The following is a 17,876-nucleotide window of genomic DNA, read 5'->3' on the forward strand; positions in this document are numbered from 1 at the left end:
ATAATAAAGAAAATAATAATGCAGTAAATTATTACCTCTTAAAAGTCCTATAATGCTAATATATTAATATTATTAATAAAACTTTTACTATAATTATGTATGCTTTATATTAACTTTGATATTAAGGTGAAAAAATATGGCATACCAACTAAAATTGAAAAACGTCACTGATTATAGAACTGAGGAAATTACTCCAGGAATACCTACGCACTATATTAAAACACACAACAAAGATGGAAGCATTACTAATCATTCAGTTCTCGGTAATAATACTAAATCTGCTGCTAATAAGACTTTTGACTGGGTATTTAGACATATCCATCCTGATGATGAACACAAGAGAGTTTTTACGATCAAGGATTTGAAGATTGACGAAGTAACAGGACTCAATAATGGTACTTTCACTGTAAAATTGAATCAAGATCAAGATTTCACTGTTGAATATCGAAGCAATGCAACGGATACAGGCTACATTGATACAGGTCACTTATATTTCTCTATATCAAGCATTTGAATCTAAAAGACCTAACTTGTCATCTTTACTTCGGGTGTCATTCCAGCGCGTGACGCTGGAATCTATCCATTTTTCCTGGATCCCAGTATCAAGTACTGGGATGACAGGTAGTTGTGCAAGAGATCTGCTGTTACAGCGTACCATGGCAATGCTTGTATTTCTTTCCTGAGTCACATGGGCATTTATCATTCCTTGATACTTTAGGAAAGTTGCTCTTTTTATCAGAATGTAACCTATTACTCATTTCGTAATTATCTGCCAATTTAAAGTGCGCCAAACGATGAATAGTAAGCTCCTTCCAGTTTTCAAGCATTGATTCAAACATCAAAAATGCTTCGCGTTTAAATTCATTTAGTGGATCTTTTTGTCCCATAGCACGTAAGCTTATGCTTTGTCTCAGACTTTCTAAAGTTGAAAGGTGCTCCCTCCATAAATGATCAAGTGTCATTATCATTACTTGTTTAACTATTGTATTCCATAAATCTGTAGTGTGCTGACTGTTAAAATACTTTTCCTTTTCAATAAAAAATTCTTGCGCTTTATTATTTATATAATCCAAAGCACTTTGCTTGCTGAGAAGCTTTGCTAATTCTTCTCTAATCAGAATTATTCCATACCTTTTGTGAAATTCTTTGGCTATATCGTCTATGTAATCCTCGTAATAACCATCTTGAACTATGTTTCCTATCACTTCCTCATTTAATTCGCTATATACTTCAAACAAATCATTAATTTCATTATTTAAGATATGAGTTCTTTGCTCAAAAATAACTTTACGTTGACTGTTGATCACATCATCAAACTTAAGTAAAGACTTTCGGATTTCATAATTTCTAGCTTCAACTTTCTTTTGTGCTTTTTCAAGGGCCTTATTAATCCATGGATGATGAATAGCTTCGTTGTTCTTTAGTCCTACCCTTTGTAAAAAATTTCTCATCCTATCAGACCCAAATATTCTCATTAAGTCATCTTCTAGCGATAAAAAGAACTTAGAAAGCCCAGGATCTCCCTGACGACCAGAGCGTCCACGCAATTGATCATCTATTCTCCTACTTTCATGTCTTTCAGTTCCAACCACACATAAACCGCCAGCTTTTATAGCGATTTCTTTATCTTTCTTTACTCTTTCGATTATTTCTTGGTACTTTTTCTCTTTTTCATCATTATTTTTTACTTTTTTTAGTTCTACTTTTGCTATCATTTCAGCATTTCCGCCAAGTTGAATATCAGTTCCACGTCCTGCCATATTAGTTGCTATAGTGACATTGCCTGGTACGCCTGCTTGCGCTATTATGTACGCCTCTTGCTCATGATAACGAGCGTTTAATACAGAATGCTTAAGAGAATGGCTGCGCAAAAGTTCAGAGAGTTTTTCTGAGTTTTCAATGCTCACCGTACCAACAAGGACCGGTTGAAGGCGTTTGTGGCATTCTTCTATAAATTTCAATACAGCATTATATTTTTCTTTTTCCGTACCATAAATTTCGTCATCAAGGTCTAATCTTTTTACTGTTACGTTCGTTGGAATTTTTACCACATTTAATCTGTATATATCACGAAATTCTTCTGCTTCTGTTGCCGCTGTTCCAGTCATACCTGAAAGTTTACTATACATACGGAAATAATTCTGAAATGTAACAGATGCTAATGTTTGATTTTCATACTGAATTTCAAGATTTTCTTTGGCTTCAAGTGCCTGATGAAGACCGTCGGAATATCTCCTACCCTCCATCATACGGCCGGTGAACTCATCAATAATCACCACCTTGCCGCTTTTCACAATATAATCCTTATCGGCAGTAAACAGCTTATGTGCTCGCAGTGCCTGATCTATGTAGTGGGTCATTATCATGTTATTGGTATCATAAAGTGATGAATTTTCAGCAATGAGATTATATGATTTCAATAATTCTTCCACTCGTGAAATCCCATCTTCTGTTAAAAATATCGTCCTGCCTTTTTCATCCACTTCGTAATCAGAATCAGCTAATTTAGTCACTATTTTGTTGATATGCTTATATATCTGATTATTTTCTTCAACCTGGCCAGAAATGATAAGCGGAGTGCGAGCTTCATCAATGAGTATTGAATCCACTTCGTCAACTATAGCATAGTTGAAACCTCTTTGTACCATATCGCTTTGAGAAAATTTCATATTATCTCGCAGGTAATCAAAAGCCAATTCGTTATTTGTGGAATAGACAATATCTGCACTATAGGCCTCCTTTCTCTGCTCATCTGTCAAATCGTTTGTAATGAATGAAACAGAAACACCAAGCGAATTATACAATTTGCTCATCCACTCAGTATCTCGCTTTGCAAGGTAGTCATTAACAGTGACAACATGTACTCCCTTACCTTCCAAGGAGTTTAGATATGCAGCTAAAGTTGCAACGAGTGTTTTTCCTTCCCCTGTTTTCATCTCTGATATCATGCCATTATGTAGCACCATTCCACCAATTAGCTGCATATCAAAGTGCCTCATGTTCAGAAATCTTCTTGAGGCTTCACGCACAACTGCAAATGCAGGCACAAGGAGGGCATTTAATGTTTTCCCGTTTTTTAACTCTTGCTTAAATTCTGCAGTTTTACCAAGCAGCTCTTGATCCGATAAGCTCTGCATTTCTTGCTCTAATGCGTTTATTTTCTCAACAATCTTTCTGAAGGATTTTATTATTTTCTTGTTTGCTGACCCAAATATTTTTTTTATAAAAAGGAATGATAACGTTAAAATCAAAGATATAAGAATAGTTGTCAAAATTAGCGAAGAATCTAGCATAAATTAAGTGATATCAACTTAATACGAGATTATATTACTAAACACGAGTTACAGCAATGACATATTGGATAAAGGTATAGGTCATACTCCTTGTTATAGTTTTATACAGCAATAGATTGTACAGCAATACCACCGTTGCCTACGCCTTCTTCTTCTATACCTATTCCTTTCTCTAATTTTATTTGAGTCACCTTATCGTCAGGTCCTTCTTTAATATCAGATTCATGGTCAGGAACATCGCTGTCATTTGATTTATTGAGGTCAGGTGTTTTTTCAGTACCAAGTTCATGATCAGGGAATTCAATTTTATTAAGCCCATGATATATTGCCTTGCAAATAGTTGTAATTCCTACCATAAGTCCTATAGCCATCGCAGCTCCCGCTATAGCAACAGGTAAAACAGCCACACCGCCTGATAGGAATGCCACTATTATGGCAGCTAAACATATAGCTATTAAAGCAATACTTAAAACAATACCAACAGCTTCTATTATAATTTTCTCCCCAGGTATTCTCATTGAGTTAATAACATACATACCATTCATGAACACAGCAAACATTGAAATAGAGGCAAGGGAACAAGTGACAACGGTTAGGCCCATTGCAATGCCTCCTAAAATTGCACCAGCAGCCAAACCAACTGCAATAGCTATCGTTGCAATACCAGCAGCACTCGAGATAAGTACTTGTCTTTTCCGAATTGCATTTATTGCTTCTTCATATTGTCCTTTATTAATTTGTTCAGCTAGTTCATTTGCTTCTTTTTGAGTAAATATATACTTGAATACACCTGCTTTAAACACTTGTTGAGCAATGCCTGGTTCGTTTAGAAGATGATAGAACTTGACTATTTTTGCTTTATTTCCATGAGTAACAGCTTTGTATAAATCATTTGCTGCATCATTTAAGACTACCTTCAACAAGTCATTTTTTTTAGCATAAAGTAGAATGCACTTGATAGCTCTATCATCTTTGCAATCTATGGCACACTCAAGTGGTGTTAATTTTTTAACATCACCTACGATGGATTTTACAGTCACTTTTGAAGTAAGGATTTCCTTTAGCATTTCAGCATCTTTAGCGCGTTCTAAAATATTGATATAAGCTTCCTCATTTCCTACAGATATAGCAAAAGTAAGTGCATTATGAATTTCCTCCCTTAATGAAGAAGTTGTAGTATATTGTTCATTAAGAGCTTCTTTTAGCAATTCATTAACTTTGGCATATTGTAAAATAAGTTTAACAGCTTCATCATTTTTTTTGGCTATAGCGTAAGTTAGTGGTGTGTAAGTTGTCTTGCCAGCTTGTATGAAGCTATGTTCTATAGTTACTTTTGCAGCAAAAAGTTCCTTTAGAAAGTTATTATCTTTGGCATACTTTAAAATATCATCGATAGCTGTAATATTTCCCTTATGTATAGCATATACAAGTGGCGAATAAAAGCATTTGCCATTGTACAAATCCGACATCATCTTATTTCCTGACGTCACAATTTCGACAAGACTATTACGAACAAGCGGTGAAGTAACACTACTCTCTGAGAAATTTATAGCACTCTCTACTGTTACATCTCCTTTCATGTATAGAATAGCTTCTTTTATCTCTTCCTCACTCTTACCTTTTAATATATCAGCAACACCTTTCCCTTCTTCTATTGCTTGTATTAAATTATCAAATAATTCAGAACTACTCATATGTCTCTCCTTCGTTGTAAAATCTATATTATATAATTATTATATAATTTTATGAAAAAGTCAATTATTAACTTCTTAACTTTATTTGAGATGTTTCATACCAAAAGGCTTTTCTTTAAGACTTTTATGTAGTAAAATAACAGGGAGATTAACACTTTATTAATTATTTTATGCTAAGCAGCACAAAAAAAGAGCTAAATACACTCCCACAAAAGGTTAGTTATGCTTATCGTCATAATTATAGAAGAATCATCTGTGTATCAACTGGATTAACAATTCTACTGTGTAAAATTTCACTACAATTTTGCTCCGAATTTATTGATAATAATAGATCAAATATAATTCTGACGCGGAGCATTGCTCGGTTTATAAAGCTGCCAACGTCTATTCTATATGTTGCCCATTCTACATTTACCTTGCAAAGCTTGATAGAGGATTATAAGGATCCCAAAAAAAGACAATTAGCAAAAATTATAGGTAAGTCAGCCAACCTAGTAAGTAGTACAATAGGGCTGTTGATGCAAACAAAAATTATCCATTTGTTTGCGGATGGTGCAGTTGATCACATAAGATTAGTATCAACAGTTCTATTCTTGTTCATTGCAGAACCTATAAGTTATTATTATGCAATTAAAAAGTACCAGGATAGCAAAGGTACTGATAAGTATGTCGAGTGTAGAAAATCACTCATGATTAGCACATTAACTTTTTCATTGGGTTTAGTGGGATTTATAGTTGACCATATGGACCTTCCCAACATACCAATAAATTTAGGCAATGGTATAGTCTACAACTTTAATGTAGGTGTAACAATTAGCATAATATATAGTGCTGTATTACTAATGCTGCAGGTTGAAAAATTGTTTAGCCAACCTATCCCTGAACTTGAAGATATTCATCATGAAAGCATAAATGGTCTTACTCATAATAGTTGTGATGGTGTAACAATATCAGAATTATAAACGGGATTTTTATCTATTTATTTAGTAAATAGCTGAATGTTTTGTATCAATATTAGCTATGCATATATTTCTTGTGGTGTGATCTGGTACAGAGGATTATTTGCCCCAGACTGCTATGACAGGCGTAAACGCTGCTTATCTAAAAATTTACCAACCGTAGTGCAGTATTTCTAATATGAGGCTTGTAATTAATTAGTTCTGTACCTATATATTCTAACATCAGATTAATATTTATAATAGGGAGTATTTATTATGGGAAGAGCAATAGGTATAGATCTCGGAACAACAAATTCTTGTGTTGCAATAATGCATGGCAAAGATACAAAAGTAATAGAAAATAAAGAAGGAGCAAGAACCACTCCATCTATAGTTGCATTTACTTCATCTGGAGAAAGATTGGTAGGCTTTCCAGCGAAAAGACAAGCAACAACTAATGCAGAGAAAACCTTTTTTGCTACCAAAAGGTTGATAGGACGTCAGTATAGTGATCCTGAAATGAAAAATTTACAGGTGCCATATACGATATTTGGAGCAAAAAGTGGTGATGCATGGATTAAAACAACTGATGGTAAAGAATACTCTCCTAGTCAAATTGGTGCGTTTATATTGCAAAATCTGAAAGAAGCAGCAGAAGCTTACCTTGGAGAAGAAGTAAAAGATGCGGTAATAACGGTGCCTGCATATTTCAATGATTCTCAACGCCAAGCAACAAAAGATGCAGGAAAAATTGCTGGATTAAATGTGCTGAGGATTGTGAATGAACCTACTGCTGCAGCGCTTGCTTATGGACTTGATAAGAAACATGGACACACAATAGTGGTCTATGACTTGGGTGGTGGTACATTTGACGTTTCAGTCCTTGAAATTGGTGATGGAGTTTTCGAAGTAAAAGCTACAAATGGTGACACTCAACTTGGTGGTGAAGATTTTGATAATGCAATAGTGAATCATTTACTTGATGAATTTAAGAAAAGCAATGGGATTGATTTAAAGAATGATCCAATGGCTATGCAGAGAGTCAAAGAAGCTGCTGAAAAAGCGAAAATTGAATTATCAAGCACAATGGAAACAGAAATCAATCTTCCATTTATTACAGCGGATGCGAGTGGTCCTAAACATTTAAATATGAAATTGACCAGAGCAAAACTTGAAAGTTTAGTAAATGCTTTAATTGAAAGAACTATGGCTCCTTGTAAAAAGGCCCTTGAAGATGCGGGCTTATCTGCTGATAAAATCGGAGAGGTAGTGCTAGTCGGTGGCATGACACGTATGCCAAAAGTAATAGAAAAAGTTAAAGAATTCTTCGGTAAAGATCCACATAGAGGAGTAAATCCTGATGAAGTTGTAGCAATTGGAGCTGCCATACAAGCTGGGATCATTCAAGGTGATGTAAGAGATGTGTTATTACTTGACGTAACACCACTTTCTCTTGGTATTGAGACTTTAGGAGGAGTGTTTACTAAACTTATTGATCGTAACACTACAATTCCTACTAAGAAATCTCAGGTGTTTTCAACTGCATCAGATAGTCAAACAGCTGTGACAATTAAGGTGCATCAAGGTGAAAGAGAACTGGCAGTAGATAATAAATTGTTAGGGGAATTCACTTTGGAAGGAATACCTCCAGCTCCACGTGGAGTGCCGCAAATTGAAGTCGAGTTTGACATAGATGCAAATGGAATAGCGCATGTTTCTGCGAAGGATAAAGCTACTGGTAAAGAACAAAAAATACGTATTCAATCTTCAGGTGGATTATCTGATGCTGAAATAAATCAAATGGTGAAAGAGGCTGAAGCAAAAGGACCAGAAGATAAAAAACGTAAAAAGTTCATTGAAGTCAAGAACCAGGCTGATAGTTTAGCTCATTCTACAGAAAAGTCTCTGGCAGAATTTGGTGATAAAGTGTCACCAGAAGCTAAAGCTGCTATTGAAAATGCACTGAATGAGCTAAAAGAAGCTCGCAAGTCTGATAATATTGATGATGCTGATTCAATTCAGCAAAAAGTTACTAACCTTTCTCAAATCTCTATGAAGCTTGGGGAAGCCATGTATCAAGCATCAGAGCAGCAACAAGGTGATGGCTCATCAACAGCAAATGAGGAAGAAAAAGTTGTAGACTCTGATTACCAGGATGTAGATAACAAAGAAGAGAATAAGTAGTTGATCACTTTTCTTGTCATCCAGGTAGCCCTACTCTTGTCATCCCAGCGCTATCAGGTGTCATCCAAGTGCTTTTTTCTTGTCATCCCAGTGCCCAGACACTGGGATCCAGGTATAAAAATCTTTGCAAATTGTGTGGTGAACAACAGATTCTGAGAGCATATGTTAAAGCAATGTCTTAATAAAGAAAAAGATGGATCCCAGTGTCCGCTACTTGGATGACAGGAGAAAGAAATCGTTATGAATATTATCAAGACAATAGAAGAAAAAATACGCGGTGCAATAGGTGTGATTTCTATTAACATTATCGATGAATCAGCAAAGCATGCTGACCATTATTTTGCTTCGTCTTCCACATTACCTTCACACATCAAATTAATATTAATATCTGACGATTTTGCTGGAATGAGCTCTCTCAAAAGGCATAAGTTAATTTATGAACTGTTAAAGAGCGAGATAAAGCTCATACATGCGATTTCTCTTCATTTATATACGCAAAATGAGTATAATTTAAAAAATAAATAATAAAAATGTGAAAGAAGAGTCTTTATTAGTTAAAGCAGGAAGAAAATTTAAGGACTATAAAGGTTCTATGAACCCACCAGTTTATCATTCTTCTACCTTGTTGTTTCCAAGTTACAAGGACTACTTAAATGCAGCAAATGGAGAAAGTATATATGATGTGATAAATGATGGCGTTGTTAGGGATTACAGCTATAGTAATGTTGGTACTCCTACAGTTCATTATCTTTCAAATGCACTTGCTGAAATTGAGGGTAGGGGACAAGCGTTGATTTATCCTTCCGGGCTATTTGCACTTACTTTTGCCATTTTGACTTTCAGTAAAGCTGGTTCTCATGTTTTAATTCAAGATAACAGTTATTACAGGCTCAAGAGATTCGCTGAAAATGAGTTGCCAAAAAGGGGAGTAGAAGTAACTTTTTATGATCCAACGCAAGATATAACTAGTTTTATTCAGGATAATACTTCATTGATAATGATAGAAACTCCTGGCTCTGTAACGTTTGAAATTTCTGATATAAAACATATAGTAAATGTTGCTAAAAAACATGGAATAATAACTGTGTGCGATAATTCATGGGCAACACCTTTGTTATTTAAGCCTCTTGATTATGGAATTGATGTTGCGCTTTATGCTGTTACAAAATATTTGGCAGGTCATTCAGATTTGCTGATGGGAGCTATGATTGCTGAAGGCGAAGTTTTTAAATTGCTTTATGAAAGTTACAAAAATTATGGAGTAACCGTCCAATCGCACGACTGTTACCTTGCGCATAGGGGGCTGAGAACCCTGCATATACGTATGGAACAACACAAAAGTACAGCAATTAGAGTAGCAAAGTGGCTTGAAACACATCCAAAGGTTAGCTGTGTTTTATATCCTGCATTACCTTCCCACCATCAACACAAATTATGGAAAAATTATTTTAAGGGAGCAAGTAGTGTATTTAGCATAATACTGGATAGAGAATATTCGTGTGCAGAACTCAGCTATATGGTTGACCACATGAAAATTTTTGGCATAGGTGCCTCTTGGGGTGGGTGTGACAGCTTGATATTACCGATAGACCCAAAATCCATGACAAGGTCCGTAATAAAATCTGATTATGGTGGAAGTTGCGTTCGAATATTCTGTGGACTAGAAGATCCTGAGGATTTAATTTCCGATCTTAATGACGCACTAGCAAGGCTGCCATGTATGGAATTTAAAGATAGAAAAACTGACTGTGAAGCTGAAAGAGTTATTGCATAATATCGTACAACCCCAAGTCATCCGAGTAACTGATACTGGGATCCAGGAAGAAAATGCATGGATTCCAGTGTTACGCACTGGAATGACACCAAGCTGTTCTATTGACTTTAACATTGAAATCAAAGGTGTTACATGCAACCCCAAAAGAGTTAAGGAAGGCTATCTTTTTGTCTCTGTGTCTGATCACCTCTCGATGTCATTTTTTGGTGTCATTCCAGTGCGTGACACTGGAATCCAGGAAAAAAAAAGATGGATCCCAGTATCAAGTACTGGGATGACAGAAACTTCAAGCCTTGGCATCATTCTAACACGTGACAATGCATTTTCTTCCTGGATCCCAGTGTCAGCTACTCGGATGACAAAAACCTCAAGCACTGAGGTGACAGAAGATACAGACCACCTTGGCGTCATTCCAGTGCGTGACACTCGAATCTATATCTTTCACCCAAACCCTCAAGAAATATACAGCGAAATAGTCAGCAGATTTTATCAATTCAAACATCCAAAATATACTGCAGCCGTCACAGGTACAAATGGTAAAACCTCAGTAGTAGAATTCTGTCGTCAAATCTGGCAAAACGCTGGCTATAATGCAGCGTCTATTGGAACGCTCGGGACATATATCAATAACGATAGGAAAGATAATCACAATAATCTTACAACTCCAGATGCAGAAGACATCTATGCCACGTTGCGTGATATCAATAGTAAAAACGTAGAACATCTAGCTTTAGAGGCTTCAAGTCATGGAATTGATCAATATAGAATTCATGGGTTAAAACTAAGTGCTGCGGCATTTACTAATTTCTCGCAGGATCATCTGGATTATCACAAAAATGTCAGCGAGTATTTAGAGGCCAAAAAAAGGTTATTTGCTGAAGTTTTACCAGAAGGAGAAACGGTAATACTAAATGCAGATATAGATGAATACAGCGAATTGCTTAAAATAGCTGAAAAACGTAGCGGTGAAGTTATCACCTACGGTAAAAAAGGTTCTAATATTACTTTATTAAAACAAACACCCACTCCCGATGGACAGCACCTTACAATTAAAATTGATGACAAGATTTACAATGCATTTTTTCCAGTTTTTGGAGAATTCCAAGCGTATAATCTATTATGTGCAATTGGTATAGTTATCTCATCTGGAGTACATTATGAAGAAATATGTATAGAGAAGCTTGTTTCTCCACCAGGAAGGATGGAGAAAATTAACACTAGACCTTTTGCAGAACATGTTTGTGATGAGAAATTTTTAGGAGCAGTGCAGACGAGCACCGCAGAATACTCGAATGTATTTGAGGAGCGTAGACAAGCTTCGACAACAAAATTGCCATCAGAAATTGAGTTATGCAAGAGGTCTGCTTTTGTGTTTGTAGATTACGCTCACACTCCAAATGCGCTGAAACAATCTTTGCTGTCCTTGAAATGGCACTTTAATAAAAAAATAGTCCTGGTATTTGGATGTGGAGGTAATCGCGATCAGACAAAACGCTCAGCAATGGGTAAAATAGCACAAATGTACGCAGACAGAGTAATAGTTACTGATGACAATCCGCGCGATGAAGATCCAGCCAAAATTCGTCACGATATTTTATTGTATTGTCCTGATGCACTGGAAACAGGAGATAGAAAAAAAGCTATAGAGCAAGGCATAGATATCGCTTGTAATGAAGATATGATACTGCTAGTTGCAGGCAAAGGAGATGAGAAATTTCAAATTATAGGAAGTAAAACATTTGACTTTAGTGATGTTGAGGTTATTAGGAGTAAAACTATTCCTTGAATGATATGTTAGTGACTTCACAATCATTCACAGTTCTTGCAAGCGACAAAACTCTCACTTCTTTTGCACCGGAATTTAAAATTTCCTGAGAGCAGGATCGTGCAGTTGCTCCAGTTGTTACAACATCATCAATAAGTATCACAACCTTGTCTCTTATAATTTCTTTACTTTCCATACTAAAAGCTTTTTTCAAGTTTTTTTCACGCTGTTTAAGTGAAAGACCAGCCTGAGGAGTAGTGTGGCGGAGACGTTTTATTGCAAAAGGCGTGTAAAATAGATTAGATAACTTGCTAAGTTCTTTCGTAAGCAGCGCTGCTTGATTGTATTTACGTTTAAATAAACGGAATTTATGTAGTGGTATAGGCATCAGAATTTCTGCATTCTGAAATATATCCTTGTGACTTTGGTACATCCATTTTGCATAGGTTTTGACATAATTCAGATTATCAAAAAATTTAAAATTTATAATCATATTCTTACTATGTTGATCGTAAGCAAAAACCGACCTTAATACTTTAAATGGTGGTGGATTGATAATGCACTTGCCGCATGTGTAAATATTATTTGCAATCACTGCACCACAAACATTGCAGTAATGCTTGGTTAAAAAGTTGATCTTTTTATTGCACTCACTACATAAATCGTGGTTTTTATCAATAATGCATTCACAACTTACGCATACGTTTGGGAATATAAGATTGGTAGCTTTTTTAATTAGCAAAAGACTCATAGTTAAGATTGTATAATATATTCATTAAATTGCATGACAATTTAATGAATTTGTACTATGAACCCTAATTCTGGATGAAAAAACATGTAGTGGGTCTAATTATCTTTAGACGTATCTTGTCCTAACAATTCTTTTTCAATTTCTTTTTTAATTGTGTCCATTATCTTAGAATCAAACTTCTTTATCAAAGAATCATTAATAAGCTGATTTACCAGAGAATCATCGCTAAGCCCTATTGTCGAAGAATTATCACTAATTAGGATGTTTGGATTATCTATGATCTCATCAATAGCGCTATTAATTACATCTATTTTTTCATTAGCAATTGCATTCAGTATAGGCCTAATAATTGCGTAACCAGGAGCACCTTTACTATACTTTTTGCCGCTTTTATTAATGCAGCCACCTGCACCAGGTATGATTCTCCTTGAGTTATTGCATTCTCTTACTGGTTCATAATCTATTTTACCATCTTTTATATATGGTATTTTATTATCTTCAGTAGACTTCAAATTTTCTGCTCTTACAATTTTTGCTTCTAATTTTAAGTCTTCTCTATGAATTTCTGTCTTGTCATATTTTTCTCCGCCATATGTCCGGTAATTACCACCACCTGCAACTGTGACTAATGTTTTACAGTCTGACCCTGAAGAGTTACACATTTCTATTATAGTTGGCCCTCCATCTTTATTTGACTTATAGCTTTCTTGTCCACCACCACCCTCTGTAACTTTTACTCGAATTATAGGGTAGCTAGGATCAATTTTTAATTTAGCTTTTACATAATCTCCAGGCATTCCTTGTCTATCTTCCGTAGACGTCGCTTTGCCGCTTATATGACCTGCTTCACCACCTCCCCATGCTTCTATTTCAACATAATCATATTTTGATAAATTACCTGTATAACTATTCTGGCCTGGGTCTTCAGAAGGCGTTTTACTTTCATCCAATAATTGAAGCCTCTTACTCTCGAGCTGTCTCTTTATTATATCTCGCAATCTCTCTTTTAAGCCTTCTAAATCAAACCTACATAGTTTATCAGCATAAAAAACTTCTGCTCTATTTGCTTTAGTTGGTACTTCAAGTTTTTCAACTGTACCATCTGTTTTCTGTGAAACTCGTAAGTAAAAAGGTGTGTTATCATTTTTTATATATTGTGTTGAACGTTCACATACATTATTAAAACACATGCAACCGTAATTGTCTTCGTCATCGCCTTGTTTACATCCTTTCTTATGCTCGGCATCCACTAGTTTATATGCTATTTTACATTTGGTGCAGTCCTGTGTTTCATCTATTTTCTTGGTTTCTGTTACAATGCAATTATCCCTCTTCTTATTTTCCTCAGGAATGGAAACGTATCCACGTTTATTGAATATCATTTCATCTAATTGACTCTGAGGCTTTGTCAATAAGTCATCTGTTTTAGTACATGGAAAGTAATAAGATTGATTTGATTCCTTTGAGTAAACAGTATTATATCTAGCATAGCTTGTGCCAATTTTCCTTAGTGATATTACTTTATCTTCTCTTTCAAGAACAAACTCTTCTGGTTCTGCTTTCCAGCCAGAAAAGCAAAGCATTTTGCTCTTAGGATCGTCTTTATATTTTACTTCTATTTCTGGCTGTCCTAAGCTGTCCAATTTACACTCTTTTATTTTTTCTTCATTAAAATCTTTAAGGTCAGAAAAATCTTTATCATCTATGCTACCAGCACATCCTACCTGAATATCAGGCACATAACCGTATTTTTGCAAAATTTTAAAATCTTTATCTTTGTTTTGATTTAGTATCTTTTTTAGAATCTTATCAATTTCTTTATGGCCACTTTTATCATCACTGCTATCATCTGTTTTTTCTACTATTGTTGGCTTTACTACTTTTAATGACAGATGGCCAATATACTTTACAGAGTTATTAACGTTAAAAGTACAAGAATCACCACTGTAATCTCCTCGTGCCTGTCTCGTACAAGTTTCTTTACTCATCTTTATTTTTATCTTTAACGTATTGCTTGGGTTTCCAAACGGGTCTTTTACTATTTCGACTATTTCAGGTTCTGGAACGGGTGGTGCAGGAAAACAACGACTGAATTGCAAATTTTTTTCATCTATTCTTTCAGTTCCATAATACTCGGTACATAGCTTATCTTTTTCTTTATAGGTTTTGAAATAATATGTGGTGCTCTTTTCATCTGAAATAGAGAACTCTTTAGTTGCAAGTTTATCTTTAGTTTCAGGTTTATCTTTTTTATACTCTTTAGGAAAATCTAATCTTTTTCCAATTTTTCCGTTTTCATCTTTTAAATCGCCAATTAACACCTTAACTTTAGGATTGAAATAATCATTATCGTTATTTGTTATAGGGACAACCCTAACTTGTGGAGGTGACATTCCAAGTTGTTCACAGAATGGAGGTGGGCCAGGTGCAAGAGGAACTGGAGCACACTTGACTTTTTGCTTTCCCCTGCTGCCCCATGTACATGTATCGCAAACTTTTTCCATTCCATCAAGACTGAAAATATTTGCTCCTTCAAACAATCTAGAAAAAGTTACAGAAACACCACTCATACAAGATCCTTTTTGGCTGCAAGCACATATCTTAGGAGAATTAGCAAATTTCTTTTTCTCTTCATCAGTGACACCATCTGCCCATTCCCATTCAAGGCCTTCTCCCATTTGTGCACCAATGGATGTCTTATTTCCTTCCCAATCAATAAAAGTCATTGCAGAAACACCAGCTCCAGAACCTTGTGTTCCATATATTTTGTGGCAAGATACTCCACTATATAACTGATGACAATTATTTTTCTCATAATTACATACTTCAATTTTTGGATTAAAATAACCATCAACTCCTTGAGCTTTTATTGCTTTGACGTGAATGTATTGATATAATTTTTCATCAACGGCAAAACCACCCTTAGTACCAAAAGTGATAATCGCTAAAAACCCATCCAAAACCTTTTTACCTCCAGATTCAGCTCCAGTATTGCTTTCTACAAAAGGTGGACAGTCAGCATACCCCTGGTACGAAAGACCAAAGATCAAAAAGAATATCAATAAAAAACTAAGCTTTACATTTCTCATAAAACACCGGTAACCAACCATTCACTTCTTCTCCTTTTTCTTTTATTGCTTCATACATATATTTTATAGTTTCTTTATTAGCAGAGAGCACATGTATTTCCTGCATATCCTTTAAATCCAAATTCAATGTCACTAACCCTTTATATTGCTTTATTAAAAATAAACCTTCCTGTGTTGGTGTCTGTAGGATTATGTTCAGCTCCTCTTTAGATAAAGAAAATGCTTTCATATAGAGTCTATTTGCATTGATATTCGGCATCAAAATTCTTGTATCTATATGTTTGTCTAGATATTGAGTAAATCTGCTTGCAAATGCTAGGTTTAAGTTCTCTGTGCTTAATATTACCGCAACATTTAATTCCGTCATTCTTTGCATCCAATCATCAAACTCTTTTTCTGTAGAAAAAATATTACTTATCTCCCATGCTTCGTCCAAAACAAGTATCGCAGGTGAGCCGTCACATTTTGACTCAAAAGAATATAAAAAATAGTAAAGTATCACTGACATGCATTCTTTTTGTTTTGTAAGGTTTGCTGTATTGAGGGATATAATTTTTGTCATCCAGTCAACATCTGACTCATCACCATCTTGAAACAAATAAGCGAACTCTCCATCACCACACCACTTATTTATGTTTCCTCCTAAAAGGAGAAGTACTTCAGAGATTTGTGAAATGGAACGTGATTCCCTTGGTATTGTGAATATAGAGTCTACAATTTTTTTTATCTTCTCTTCTATTTCTATTGAAGTATCGGCTACCATTCTTTTTATCAATTCAAACAGCATATTGCGGCTAGTAGGGTTATCTTCAATGTTTAATGGATTAAACTTCAGGCTTTTGTCTTTATATTTTGGATCAATTATATAATATTTACCGCTCACTGCTTTAGTGAAAATTATCGATTTTCCAGTATTGTCTAGGATAACAATTCTTGGATTAAACTTTCTTGCCTCCGACAGTAGAAAGTTAATAAGTGAAGTTCTGCCTGAATTTGGAGCACCGAGTATTGTAGTGTGGCCATTTCTTTTTTTTCCATGAAAATTAAAGAAGTAAGGGTTCCCTACTTTTGAGAAAAAAACTGTTACTGCTTCTTTCCATCTTCCACCTTTTAATGTTCCTGATGTAACATCATGCAACATTGCAAAACTGCAAGCATACTTTATTAATATATTTTTCGGTTGTGTAATGAAAGTAAAATTACCTGGAAGTTGTGCCCAAAAATGAGTCTCCATATGTAAATCAGTCCTGAACATCATTAAGCCAATTAACGCCATTATGGAAGAAAAATCACTAACATTCTCAGCCAACATAGCCCTATTATCTGCAAATATTGTAAAAATAATTTTCTGTTGGCAGAAGTCTATACCAGAAGTCTTTTCAAGCTCCATTATTTCTGTCATCCCTGAATTTTGGAGTAAGGTATTGCTTTCACTAATTTCCAGCATATTAATTTGTTTTTTGAATTCTTTTACTGCTTTGTTATTGCTAGTAAAGATCATTATTTCTGTGATAACAAGCTCAGAATTAAGCTGTAAGCACCTATCGATATTGCCCAAAGTAACTTCTCTGTATTCCTTTATACTGAAGATAGACCCAAATTTCTGTTGATCTTCAAATATTGTTTGAAACGCATTGAAACCAAATGCTATTTTAAAATTTCTAACATATTGCGACAGGTCTTTTTCATCTATTGGATAATCTTTATGTGTTAATGTCACAATATAATGTAGAAACTCTATCATTTCAGAGTATATTTTACCTTCATGAAACCTTAGACCAAGTTTTTTAGCTCCAAAAGGCTCTAGATCGCTTTGAATTAAGTCAGTTACCTCTTTTAGATCATGATGTCTTTTTTCTAAAGATAACTTGTGTTTATTTTTTATGTTTTTGAAAAATAATGAGTTATTAATAGATTCACCAAAATCGCTAAGCAATATTACGACATAAAGTTCATTTATGTACTTTAATTTACTGTCAGTTAGTTTGTTGAACCATGTTGAATGTAGCTTATCAGAAAAATCTCCAGTATTGTTCCACTGTAAACTGAGTTTATTACGCTTTCTAATAGTATGAATCCAAACAGTGAAATATAAGCTATTAATATTTTTTGATATACTCTTTCTAATTTCAGTTCTAAGGTCGCTGTAGTTGTCAGCAGAAGAATAATCCTCTAATTTGATTATTTTTAATAATTCTCCCTGCTTAGTGAGTATAGTTTCTTCATTATAGTGGCAAGCATAAGGAATAAAATCTAAATCAATACTTTCTAGTAATGCTGAATTATTTTTCTTTTCAAGCTTATGATTAATTGCTGGCGCTTTTATTTCCATACAACATATATGTGATCATGTGTATTCACTAAAGATAATTAAAAAACATAAAAATA

General features: G+C 34.8%; 12 protein-coding genes. 6 read left to right on the top strand and 6 right to left on the bottom strand.

All coding sequences use genetic code 11. The features are described from left to right. Nucleotides 1-136 precede the first annotated feature (136 nt). Complete coding sequence (locus tag ASM33_RS07415) at nt 137-514, top strand: hypothetical protein (RefSeq protein WP_110409732.1); 378 nt, start codon at nt 137-139, stop codon at nt 512-514. Here ASM33_RS07415 and ASM33_RS08420 read toward each other — a convergent pair. The 3 genes from ASM33_RS08420 to ASM33_RS07425 form a co-directional block, all read right to left on the bottom strand. Then, nucleotides 503-658 carry a hypothetical protein gene (locus ASM33_RS08420; protein ID WP_157956395.1) on the bottom strand — a complete coding sequence of 52 codons (156 nt, stop codon included), beginning with the start codon at nt 656-658 and terminating at the stop codon, nt 503-505. The genes ASM33_RS07415 and ASM33_RS08420 overlap by 12 nt on opposite strands. Beyond that, the gene (gene secA, locus ASM33_RS07420; RefSeq protein ID WP_110409731.1) at nt 645-3,293 is read right to left on the bottom strand and encodes a preprotein translocase subunit SecA; all 2,649 of its coding nucleotides are present in this window, start codon (nt 3,291-3,293) and stop codon (nt 645-647) included. Before secA ends, ASM33_RS08420 begins: the two co-directional genes overlap by 14 nt. Before the next feature lie 101 nt (nt 3,294-3,394). After that, nucleotides 3,395-4,987: an ankyrin repeat domain-containing protein gene (locus ASM33_RS07425; RefSeq protein WP_110409730.1), complete on the bottom strand. Its 1,593-nt coding sequence runs from the start codon at nt 4,985-4,987 to the stop codon at nt 3,395-3,397. A gap of 170 nt (nt 4,988-5,157) precedes the next feature. Here ASM33_RS07425 and ASM33_RS07430 point away from each other — a divergent pair, with 170 nt between their 5' ends. From ASM33_RS07430 to ASM33_RS07450, 5 genes are all read left to right on the top strand, one after another. Next, complete coding sequence (locus tag ASM33_RS07430) at nt 5,158-5,949, top strand: hypothetical protein (RefSeq protein ID WP_110409729.1); 792 nt, start codon at nt 5,158-5,160, stop codon at nt 5,947-5,949. Nucleotides 5,950-6,201: 252 nt separating this feature from the next. Next, complete coding sequence (dnaK, locus tag ASM33_RS07435) at nt 6,202-8,109, top strand: molecular chaperone DnaK (protein ID WP_110409728.1); 1,908 nt, start codon at nt 6,202-6,204, stop codon at nt 8,107-8,109. A gap of 240 nt (nt 8,110-8,349) precedes the next feature. Further along, nucleotides 8,350-8,634, top strand: a complete 285-nt coding sequence (locus tag ASM33_RS07440) for a BolA family protein (RefSeq protein WP_110409727.1) — start codon at nt 8,350-8,352, stop codon at nt 8,632-8,634. Between the two features lie 7 nt (nt 8,635-8,641). Next, nucleotides 8,642-9,883 carry a cystathionine beta-lyase gene (metC, locus tag ASM33_RS07445; RefSeq protein ID WP_110409726.1) on the top strand — a complete coding sequence of 414 codons (1,242 nt, stop codon included), beginning with the start codon at nt 8,642-8,644 and terminating at the stop codon, nt 9,881-9,883. Continuing rightward, nucleotides 9,852-11,669, top strand: coding sequence for a Mur ligase family protein (locus ASM33_RS07450; RefSeq protein WP_410543254.1), 1,818 nt, complete (start codon nt 9,852-9,854; stop codon nt 11,667-11,669). Before metC ends, ASM33_RS07450 begins: the two co-directional genes overlap by 32 nt. Here ASM33_RS07450 and ASM33_RS07460 read toward each other — a convergent pair. From ASM33_RS07460 to ASM33_RS07470, 3 genes are all read right to left on the bottom strand, one after another. After that, nucleotides 11,659-12,399, bottom strand: a complete 741-nt coding sequence (locus tag ASM33_RS07460) for a ComF family protein (RefSeq protein ID WP_110409725.1) — start codon at nt 12,397-12,399, stop codon at nt 11,659-11,661. The two genes, ASM33_RS07450 and ASM33_RS07460, sit on opposite strands and share 11 nt — an antisense overlap. Nucleotides 12,400-12,494: 95 nt before the next feature. After that, nucleotides 12,495-15,488 carry a hypothetical protein gene (locus tag ASM33_RS07465; RefSeq protein ID WP_110409724.1) on the bottom strand — a complete coding sequence of 998 codons (2,994 nt, stop codon included), beginning with the start codon at nt 15,486-15,488 and terminating at the stop codon, nt 12,495-12,497. Continuing rightward, nucleotides 15,469-17,820: a VirB4 family type IV secretion/conjugal transfer ATPase gene (locus ASM33_RS07470; protein ID WP_110409723.1), complete on the bottom strand. Its 2,352-nt coding sequence runs from the start codon at nt 17,818-17,820 to the stop codon at nt 15,469-15,471. The genes ASM33_RS07465 and ASM33_RS07470 overlap by 20 nt, the downstream gene beginning before the upstream one ends. Between the last annotated feature and the right edge of the window lie 56 nt (nt 17,821-17,876).

Origin of the sequence: Wolbachia endosymbiont of Folsomia candida (genome assembly GCF_001931755.2) — a bacterium.
Classification (GTDB): Bacteria; Pseudomonadota; Alphaproteobacteria; order Rickettsiales; family Anaplasmataceae; genus Wolbachia.

What these genes read in the sequence shown, in the direction of transcription:
- ASM33_RS07440 (WP_110409727.1), top strand. Translation starts at nt 8,350, where the DNA reads ATGAATATTATCAAGACAATAGAAGAAAAAATACGCGGTGCAATAGGT.
- ASM33_RS07425 (WP_110409730.1), bottom strand. Translation starts at nt 4,987, where the DNA reads ATGAGTAGTTCTGAATTATTTGATAATTTAATACAAGCAATAGAAGAA.
- ASM33_RS07430 (WP_110409729.1), top strand. Translation starts at nt 5,158, where the DNA reads ATGCTAAGCAGCACAAAAAAAGAGCTAAATACACTCCCACAAAAGGTT.
- ASM33_RS07470 (WP_110409723.1), bottom strand. Translation starts at nt 17,820, where the DNA reads ATGGAAATAAAAGCGCCAGCAATTAATCATAAGCTTGAAAAGAAAAAT.
- dnaK (WP_110409728.1), top strand. Translation starts at nt 6,202, where the DNA reads ATGGGAAGAGCAATAGGTATAGATCTCGGAACAACAAATTCTTGTGTT.
- secA (WP_110409731.1), bottom strand. Translation starts at nt 3,293, where the DNA reads ATGCTAGATTCTTCGCTAATTTTGACAACTATTCTTATATCTTTGATT.
- ASM33_RS07415 (WP_110409732.1), top strand. Translation starts at nt 137, where the DNA reads ATGGCATACCAACTAAAATTGAAAAACGTCACTGATTATAGAACTGAG.
- ASM33_RS08420 (WP_157956395.1), bottom strand. Translation starts at nt 658, where the DNA reads ATGGTACGCTGTAACAGCAGATCTCTTGCACAACTACCTGTCATCCCA.
- ASM33_RS07465 (WP_110409724.1), bottom strand. Translation starts at nt 15,488, where the DNA reads ATGAGAAATGTAAAGCTTAGTTTTTTATTGATATTCTTTTTGATCTTT.
- ASM33_RS07460 (WP_110409725.1), bottom strand. Translation starts at nt 12,399, where the DNA reads ATGAGTCTTTTGCTAATTAAAAAAGCTACCAATCTTATATTCCCAAAC.